Origin of the sequence: Candidatus Epulonipiscium viviparus, from assembly GCF_030708075.1 — a bacterium.
Classification (GTDB): Bacteria; Bacillota; Clostridia; order Lachnospirales; family Cellulosilyticaceae; genus Epulonipiscioides; species Epulonipiscioides viviparus.
This window is the reverse complement of record NZ_CP117982.1, coordinates 1,334,883-1,343,527: the sequence shown is the minus strand read 5'-3', so window position 1 is coordinate 1,343,527 and position 8,645 is coordinate 1,334,883. Positions and strand designations below refer to the sequence as shown.

Annotated in this window: 11 protein-coding genes; 1 reads left to right on the top strand and 10 read right to left on the bottom strand. The window is 34.6% G+C overall.

The features are described from left to right. Window positions 1–154: 154 nt before the first annotated feature. Window positions 155–1,021 carry a LysR family transcriptional regulator gene (locus PCY70_RS05515; RefSeq protein WP_305768733.1) on the top strand — a complete coding sequence of 289 codons (867 nt, stop codon included), beginning with the start codon at window positions 155–157 and terminating at the stop codon, window positions 1,019–1,021. Between the two features lie 57 nt (window positions 1,022–1,078). Here PCY70_RS05515 and guaA read toward each other — a convergent pair whose 3' ends face one another. The 10 genes from guaA to PCY70_RS05465 form a co-directional block, all read right to left on the bottom strand. Further along, window positions 1,079–2,620: a glutamine-hydrolyzing GMP synthase gene (gene guaA, locus PCY70_RS05510; protein WP_305768732.1), complete on the bottom strand. Its 1,542-nt coding sequence runs from the start codon at window positions 2,618–2,620 to the stop codon at window positions 1,079–1,081. Window positions 2,621–2,632: 12 nt separating this feature from the next. After that, window positions 2,633–4,093: an IMP dehydrogenase gene (guaB, locus tag PCY70_RS05505; RefSeq protein ID WP_010165911.1), complete on the bottom strand. Its 1,461-nt coding sequence runs from the start codon at window positions 4,091–4,093 to the stop codon at window positions 2,633–2,635. Between the two features lie 99 nt (window positions 4,094–4,192). After that, window positions 4,193–4,597: a prepilin-type N-terminal cleavage/methylation domain-containing protein gene (locus PCY70_RS05500; RefSeq protein ID WP_010165909.1), complete on the bottom strand. Its 405-nt coding sequence runs from the start codon at window positions 4,595–4,597 to the stop codon at window positions 4,193–4,195. Next, complete coding sequence (locus PCY70_RS05495) at window positions 4,587–5,105, bottom strand: YqeG family HAD IIIA-type phosphatase (protein ID WP_010165907.1); 519 nt, start codon at window positions 5,103–5,105, stop codon at window positions 4,587–4,589. The genes PCY70_RS05500 and PCY70_RS05495 overlap by 11 nt, the downstream gene beginning before the upstream one ends. A 16-nt stretch (window positions 5,106–5,121) precedes the next feature. Then, the gene (locus PCY70_RS05490) at window positions 5,122–5,661 is read right to left on the bottom strand and encodes a hypothetical protein (RefSeq protein ID WP_305768731.1); all 540 of its coding nucleotides are present in this window, start codon (window positions 5,659–5,661) and stop codon (window positions 5,122–5,124) included. Further along, complete coding sequence (locus PCY70_RS05485; protein ID WP_305768730.1) at window positions 5,624–6,067, bottom strand: hypothetical protein; 444 nt, start codon at window positions 6,065–6,067, stop codon at window positions 5,624–5,626. The genes PCY70_RS05490 and PCY70_RS05485 overlap by 38 nt, the downstream gene beginning before the upstream one ends. Then, the gene (locus PCY70_RS05480; protein WP_305768729.1) at window positions 6,042–6,674 is read right to left on the bottom strand and encodes a hypothetical protein; all 633 of its coding nucleotides are present in this window, start codon (window positions 6,672–6,674) and stop codon (window positions 6,042–6,044) included. The genes PCY70_RS05485 and PCY70_RS05480 overlap by 26 nt, the downstream gene beginning before the upstream one ends. Next, window positions 6,649–7,146, bottom strand: a complete 498-nt coding sequence (locus tag PCY70_RS05475; RefSeq protein ID WP_305768728.1) for a PulJ/GspJ family protein — start codon at window positions 7,144–7,146, stop codon at window positions 6,649–6,651. Before PCY70_RS05475 ends, PCY70_RS05480 begins: the two co-directional genes overlap by 26 nt. Beyond that, window positions 7,139–7,603: a type II secretion system protein gene (locus tag PCY70_RS05470; RefSeq protein ID WP_010165896.1), complete on the bottom strand. Its 465-nt coding sequence runs from the start codon at window positions 7,601–7,603 to the stop codon at window positions 7,139–7,141. The genes PCY70_RS05475 and PCY70_RS05470 overlap by 8 nt, the downstream gene beginning before the upstream one ends. A 15-nt stretch (window positions 7,604–7,618) precedes the next feature. After that, window positions 7,619–8,644 (bottom strand): type II secretion system F family protein, encoded by a 1,026-nt coding sequence (locus PCY70_RS05465; protein ID WP_010165895.1) that lies wholly within the window; start codon window positions 8,642–8,644, stop codon window positions 7,619–7,621. Window position 8,645 lies beyond the last annotated feature (1 nt).

The window sequence follows — 8,645 nt, the reverse complement described above, 5'->3', positions numbered from 1 at the left end:
AAATAAAAGCTTCTATAATTTATTTAAATTTTCAATACTATTCCTTACTGGAACGTTGCTAACGCATTTTTAAAAATATATATGTGTATACTAAACGATTTTATATTTAATATTTTGTAAATTTTCAATAAACTTTAATACAAGGAGAAAAAACATGAATGAAAAAGATTATGAAATGCTATTAACCTTAGATGCAACACGAAATATTACATATGCTGCTGATATATTATTTGTCACTCAGTCTACTTTATCAAAAAGAATTGTAGCAATTGAAAAAGAATTAGATGTTTCACTACTGCTGCGATCAAAACAAGGAATTCGCTTTACACCACCAGGAGAAATTGTTTTACAGCATACCAAAGAGATTATGCATGTATTATCTAAGATGCGCTCTTCATTAAATGCCAAGAAAAGTTATATATACGGTAAACTTAATATTGGCGTTGCCATTAATTATCCCAAATATCATTTATCTTCTATATTAACTTCTTATTATCAACAATATCCAAACGTAAATACTCACATTACAACAGATCAAAGCAGAACTCTCTATTTACGTATGCTGGACAGCAGTCTTGATGCTGCTATTATTCGTGGAGAATATCCCTGGAATGACAATAAATTGCTACTAGACAGAGAGCCTGTTTGTGCTATTGCAATAGAGCCATTTACACTTGCCGATCTTAGTCACAATAAGATCCCATACATATACCGAAAAACTGATGCCATTTTTGAACGCCAACTCACTCAATGGATGAACGAACATAATATACGCATTACTTCCCCCAGTATTTTTGTTGATAATATTGAAACTTGTGTTGCAATGGTAAATCGTAAATTAGGTTGGACTATTGTCCCTAAAATTTGTCTCAGTTCTTTTCATGGTTTTATTGTTCCATTACAATTTTCTAACGGAGACCCTTTTATGCGCTCAACTTATCTTATGTACAATGATAACTATAGGTCACTTCCACAAGTAGAAGCATTCATCAATATAGTTAAGGACTATAAACAAAACTAATATAATGACATCAAAAAATCTCGCATCCCTTATAATTGGGTTACGAGACTTCAAAATTTACTCTAATTCTATTGTTGCAGGTGGCTTTCCTGTCAAATCATATAATACTCGATTGACACCTCCAACTTCATTCACAATTCTAGTGGTCACTTTTTCTAACACTTCCCACGGTATTTTAACACTCTTTGCTGTCATAAAATCACTTGTTTCTACGGCTCTAAGCACTACCGCATAATCGTAAGTTCTAGAATCTCCCATTACTCCTACACTTTTCATGTTTGTAAGTGCAGCAAAATATTGCCCAATTTGCTCATCCAACCCTGCAAAAGCAATTTCCTCTCTATATATCGCATCAGCATCTTGGACTATTCGAATTTTTTCCGCTGTTACTTCACCAATAATTCTAATACCTAATCCTGGCCCCGGAAACGGTTGTCTATTTACTAATTTTGAATCAAGACCAAGCTCTATTCCAACTTTTCTCACTTCATCTTTAAACAACAACCTCAATGGCTCTATAATTTCTTTGAAATCAACATAGTCAGGAAGCCCTCCAACATTATGATGCGATTTTATCACTGCGGACTTATTCAACCCACTTTCTATTATATCTGGGTAAATCGTACCTTGCACAAAAAAATCTACTGCACCAATTTTTTTTGCCTCTTCTTCAAACACTCTAATAAACTCTTCACCAATAATTTTTCGCTTTGCTTCTGGATCTGTCACGCCTGCCAACTTTGCATAAAACCTTTTGCTAGCATCTACCCGAATAAAATTCAAGTCTAATTTATTTTTGTCCGCAAATATTGCTTCTACTTCATCGCCTTCATTTTTTCTAAGCAGTCCATGATCCACAAATACGCAAGTTAATCCTTTTCCAATAGCTTTCGATAAAATCATCGCAGCAACTGAAGAGTCAACTCCACCAGATAGTGCCAATAGCGCCTTGCCTGCACCTACTTTAGCTCTTATTGCTTCTATCTGCTCCTTTGCAAAGTCAGCCATTTGCCAATCTCCCGCACATCCGCATACTACTCTTGCAAAATTATTTAACATCATTTCACCATTTTCAGTATGAGCTACTTCTGGATGAAATTGTACTGCATAAATTTTGCTCGCAGCATTCTCAAACGCAGCAATGGGGCAATCTACAGATTCCGCTGTAATATTAAATCCTGCTGGCACCTCTTTGACAGCATCTGTATGGCTCATCCAGCAAATGGTCTCCCCATTTAAGCTTTCAAATAATTTGCTATTCGCATTTAACGAAATCGCAGTTCTCCCATACTCACTAGTCTTTGCTTTTGCAACTACTCCGCCTAGCATATGCGCAATCAACTGTGCCCCATAGCATATTCCCAAAATAGGAACTCCCATTTCAAATATAGCTTTATCACAAATTGCGGCATCTGCGGCATATATACTATTAGGCCCTCCAGTAAATATTAGTCCTTTTGGTGCAAGCGCTTTCAATTTTTCCAGTGGCATATCATAAGGATGCACTTCACAATACACACCAGCTTCTCTAATTCTTCTCGCAATTAATTGATTGTATTGTCCTCCAAAATCAAGGACAACTATAACTTCATTTTTCATGACAACTCCTTTTTACGAATGAATACTATAATTTGGCGATTCTTTAGTAATTTGAATGTCATGAGGATGACTTTCTTTTAATCCGGCACTCGTAATTTTCGTAAATCTTGCAGTCTCTTTCAATTCCTGTATAGTTCTAGCACCTGCATAGCCCATTCCAGCTCGCAATCCACCGATCATCTGAAATATAGTATCTGCCACTTCTCCCTTATATGGAACTCGCCCTTCTACACCTTCTGGTACAAGTTTTTTTGCATCCGATTGAAAGTATCTATCCTTGCTCCCTTGCTCCATGGCAGCAATAGACCCCATCCCTCGATATACTTTATATTTACGACCTTGAAATAACTCCATTTCTCCAGGGCTTTCTTCACATCCTGCTAGCATCGATCCCATCATGCAAGCATCTGCCCCCATTCCAATGGCCTTAACAACATCTCCCGAAAACTTGATTCCACCATCTGCAATAATAGGCACACCTGTCCCCATCGCAGCGTTTGCACAATCTTCTATAGCAGTGATTTGTGGCACACCTACTCCTGATACAACTCTTGTTGTACAAATAGATCCTGGTCCAATTCCCACTTTAATAGCATCGGCTCCTGCGTCTATCAATGCTTTTGTTGCACTATACGTTGCAACATTACCTGCTATCACTTGCAAATTCGGATATGCTTTCTTTATATTTTTTACTGTATCAATAACTCCCAGTGAATGTCCATGCGCTGTATCAACAGTTATTACATCCACGCTTACACTATCTAAGGCTGCCACTCTATACATCACATCATCTGTTACTCCAACTGCCGCCCCCACCAACAATCTGCCATGGTCATCCTTTGCCGCATACGGAAATCGAATATTTTTCTCAATATCCTTAATTGTAATTAAACCTTTCAAATTGTTTTTCTCGTCCACAATCGGCAATTTTTCTATTCTATGTCTAGACAATATTTCTTTTGCTTGCTCTAGAGTTGTTCCTTCTCTAGCTGTTACCAAGTCTTTGCTGGTCATGACTTCACTTATTTTCTTTTCATAATTGGTTTCAAATCTCAAATCACGATTAGTCAATATTCCAACCAACTTACCATCTTCGGTGATTGGCACTCCAGATATTCTAAACTTTGCCATCAATGCATTTGCTTCATAGACATAATGATCCTTAGAAAGCGAGAACGGATTTTTAATTACTCCATTTTCAGAGCGCTTAACTTTATCCACTTCTTCTTGCTGCGCCCTAATAGACATATTTTTGTGAATTATCCCGATGCCACCTTGTCTTGCCAGTGCAATAGCCATTGTCGACTCTGTTACCGTATCCATTCCTGCACTCAAAAATGGAACATTAATTGTGATCGTTCTGGTAAGTTTTGTTTTTAAATCCACATCTTTTGGAAGAATTGTTGAATACGCTGGAATTAACAATATATCATCAAATGTTAATCCTTCTTTAATAATCTTTGATGTAATCATCTAGTTAATTGCCTCCTTAAAAAGTTTTCAATATTATATCACACTTCTTTCATTAGTCATAGACATTTATTCTCATTCTAACAAAAGTCGCTGTCCTTATTATCTATAAATATTTACCTTTCCTATAACCGGAGTTAATGTTATGCGTGTTTGTTTATTGTTATATCTAATTGTTATCGTCCCCGACTTTACATCCGACGCATCATTACCAAAATACAACGCATTTCTACTCATAAACACTTCTACATGATTTGGAATGCTTATTTGCTTATTCCCAATACTGATTTTATCACTACCATCTACAGTATTAATCAATAACTTCTGCTCTCCTTGGTTTGCTAATTCTTTTATACCCAATATTTCGCTATAGACAGTATCCACAAAAACTCTATGCTCTATGTCTCTTAGATACTTGCTTGGATATTGCATCACCACTACTATACTACACATTATTGTTGCAACTATTATCACTTCTATTAATGTAAAACCTTTATTATTTAGCATTTTCCAAGTACTTTAAATATTGTTTAATAACCAAACTTTCTACTCCTCTTTTAAATTTGGTGCTCAGCTCATCTTTTTCGCTAACTGGTTTTACCAAAATCGTATACAAACCTGTTCTATTTCCGCCCAATACATCTGTAAATACCTGATCTCCAATTAACGCCACTTTACATTGCTCTAGTTTCATATGCTCTGCAGCTTTTTTCAAATTTACACTACGCGGCTTCTTAGACTTATGAAACGCTCTTACCTGCAAACCTTTATCCAATCCCTCTGCAAATAATTCTACTCTCTTTTTGTTATTATTAGAAACCAACGTCAACTTAAACCCTTTTTCTACCAAATATTTCATCAAAGTCATTATCTCTTCTGATGGAGTCTCTATAAAATATGGCACCAACGTATTATCAATATCAAAAACTAATCCTGCTATTCCTTTTTTCAGCAATTCTTCATAATCTATTTCATATATCGAGTTTACATACTCATTTGGAAAAAATATTTTCATAAGCATTTCTCCCTCTCTAATATTGATCAAATCTTGTTTGCACATACACAGTTTCATTTTCATAATCTATATCTAAATATAACTTTTCTGCTATTTGTCTTACAGTTTTATATGGATTCAAAGTAAATTTTTTCTTTGCATTTACCATTAACACCATTCCAGAATATTTTTCTACTTTATCACTAATATATCTCAGATCAAAGCTTACCTCAACTATAAACTCATTCTCTCCTTTATAGACTATCTCAACAGATTTATTAGCACACCCCCGACAAGTACGATATATATCTAATTCTGTTAATTCACTAAACTGTTCTTGCACATTTGCTAGCTTAGCATTTATCTCTCCTATCACTAAATCTCGCATCAATGATAGATGTGCCTCCATCCAATATTTGTCATTAATATCTACTGATCCTGCATTTGTCAGATTTCTGTTATCTATTATATTTATTGCATTAACTAGTATTCCAAATATTGCCCCGAATATAACTACAAAAATTAATATCGATCCTCTATTAGTAATATGCAACGCAGACTGCCTCGTTTTCATCATTTTTATCTGTCACTGCTAACACTATAAATGAATACGGTATCGTAAAGGAAACATCTGATTTTACCTCAATATGTTCTGCCCATTCATCTATTCCTTCTGGATTTCCTGTTGTCAACAATTTTCCGTCTATTATCATATGGTAGTTAAAAGCATCTGAGTTTCTCGGTAACACTATTTCTGCAAACTCTTCCTGCGATGTTTCTGCAGTAATTCTTATTTCTGATATAACTTTTGCAAATTCAAACAATGCTTTATTTTGCCTCACCATACACCTCGAGTCGTTATTTATCTTTATACTCGAGCTCATTACCTGTAAAAACACTCCTATAATACACATAATCATGGTTGCAGTCATTATTACTTCTATAAAAGTGCCTCCTCTATCGGATAACTTTACGTTGTTCACACACTTCCACTCCCATATGTGCAAATGATTTTACATCAAGACGCACATCTTGCGTTACCTTTAACTTCGATACCACCTTTCTTGTGCTATAGCTAAATGCCTTAATAAAGTATTCTACTTCTGCTAAATATTCGATACTCTTAGAATACATAACTTTGCCTTTGTATACACCATAGCAATTTTCATTATCAAATATTACTTCAGCTTTAGCGTCTTTCTCTACTATCAAATATTTGTCTGCTGTCACAATTTTTTTCAGTTTTATATCCGTAAATGCATCAAACTCTTCTTGAATTTTGGCTATCTTATTTTTTTCTACTGCAATCAGTCCTACTTTATATAGCTTAGTTACTCTGTCAAATTCTATGATCTTACACGTTACTTCATATCTATCACTGCCTATATATTGGCATATGTTTTCTTTAATCTGATTTTTAACATGAAATATTGTATCTGCATATACATCAACTACCTTATATACTACATTTTCTCCCTTTAAAATAACTTCTACATTACCCTTTTTTAAAAACTCTAATGCTTCATGCAGTGTCTTGAATCTCCTTTTTTCAATGTCTACTGCATTATGCGCTATCCACACTTTGTGCATTTACGCCTCTATCCTCCAAATCCAAATTTATAACAAATACATCCTCTAATCCTTTCACTGTATACTTTATCGTAATTAACCCCGAATTCGCTGCCTTTGATATTCCCAATACGTCACAATATGCTACACTCGACCTATATTGCGAATATTGAATCGCCTTGGGACCTATACCAATATGTCCATACTTCCATTCCCCATCTTCGTCTACTAAATCTGTAAAATTACCTCTCAAGATAATCTCATTCGTTTCTATAGTATCTTCAAATCCTATTTCTACATTAGACATATGGTCTACTCTCTCCGAAATAAAATCATAGACTACTTCTGCATTGGCATATGCTTTATCTTCTTGTATCACTTGTTCATAATAATTAAACGCAATTTTTATATATTTAGATGCTACTATCAAAATAATGCTCAGCAATGCGAAACTAATTACACATTCAATCAATGTAAACCCCTTATTATTCATCCTCTCCTGCCGACAATTCAAACACTGCCCATTTCTTCATATTATCATCTAGCTTATCTTCTAAATCTTGATACGCCTCTTTATTAACCCGCACCTGAACCCCCTCATCTATTGAATATATTAATTCATTTCCATCCAATCTCAATTCTAATTTTGTTGTTTTACCACCGTTTTCCTCATCCACTATCTTAAAATCTTTTGCATCTAAATATTCCTTGTCTATAAGCTGATCATATGCTGTCGTCCAGTTTTCTTCATCTATATCTGCATGATTTACATTATACATTTCTATGGCATTTTCCACACTCTGCGCTGCTTGAATATCAGATTTTAATGCTATCAAATTAAATTGTTCAACAACCTGTGGTGCCACCATTGTGGATATTACTCCAATAATTGCCATAACTATAACAACTTCTATTAATGTAAATCCTCTATTATTTTTTAAAAGTTTCATACTTTATTCTCCTATTTAAAACGTGGTTACTAAATTAAGCATTGGCAACATAATTGCTGCTACCATCACTGCAACAAGCAAACCCATCACTATTGTTATACTGGGTTCAATTATCGCAATCGCTTTTCGCAACTCAACTTCATAATTTCTTTCTAAATATTTCCCCATTCGTAATAAAGATATACCTAATTCTCCGCTCTTTTCTCCAATTTTTATAATTTCCAATAGATATGGAATAATTATTGGGCTAGATTTCAATGTATCACTCAAAAATTTTCCCTGAACCATATTTCTATTGCTTTGTATCAAAACTTCATTCATCATCGAACTGCTGGTGCTCTTTCTATAAATCTCTACTGCATCTCCCAGGTTCACTCCCGAAGTAATCAACAGTCCCATATAATTAGCCATATCCTTATTCTTACTCAATTTATATAGCAGAGAAATTTTCGGCATCTTCAGCGTTGCTCTTTCTGCCAATTTTCTTCCATATGTCCAATTTTTTATAGCCACTCCTGCTGCGATCAAGGCGCATATAACCAAGCCCAACAATAAATAATTTTCATCCACAAAGTTTGTTACTGCTATAAATATTTTTGTTACTACTGGCAATTCAGCTTCCTGGTTTCCAAACATTGTGGCAAAGGTTGGGAAAATAAATTTAGCACAAATAAACAATGCGACTACCATCGTTATAACTACAAATTTAGGATACAATGTCACCTGCTTGATCTTCTTTGTCATCTCAACATCCATCTGCAATTGATCAACCACTATCTTTAGTGTATTTTCCAGCCTTCCACTTGCTTCTCCAGCCTTCAATGCTCCTACTATAAATGCTGGCATATATGATATTTTTGCCAATGCTTCAGATATTGTATTCCCTTTCATAATTTCATTGATAATAATATTTGCTAATTGCTGAATCTCTTTTCGAGGATTAGTCTGTTTTATTAAAATTAATGTTTCATATAAGTTGATTCCACTTCTATTTAGCGCATACATTGCCTCAAAAAAAATCAACATATTTTCTTTCGACATA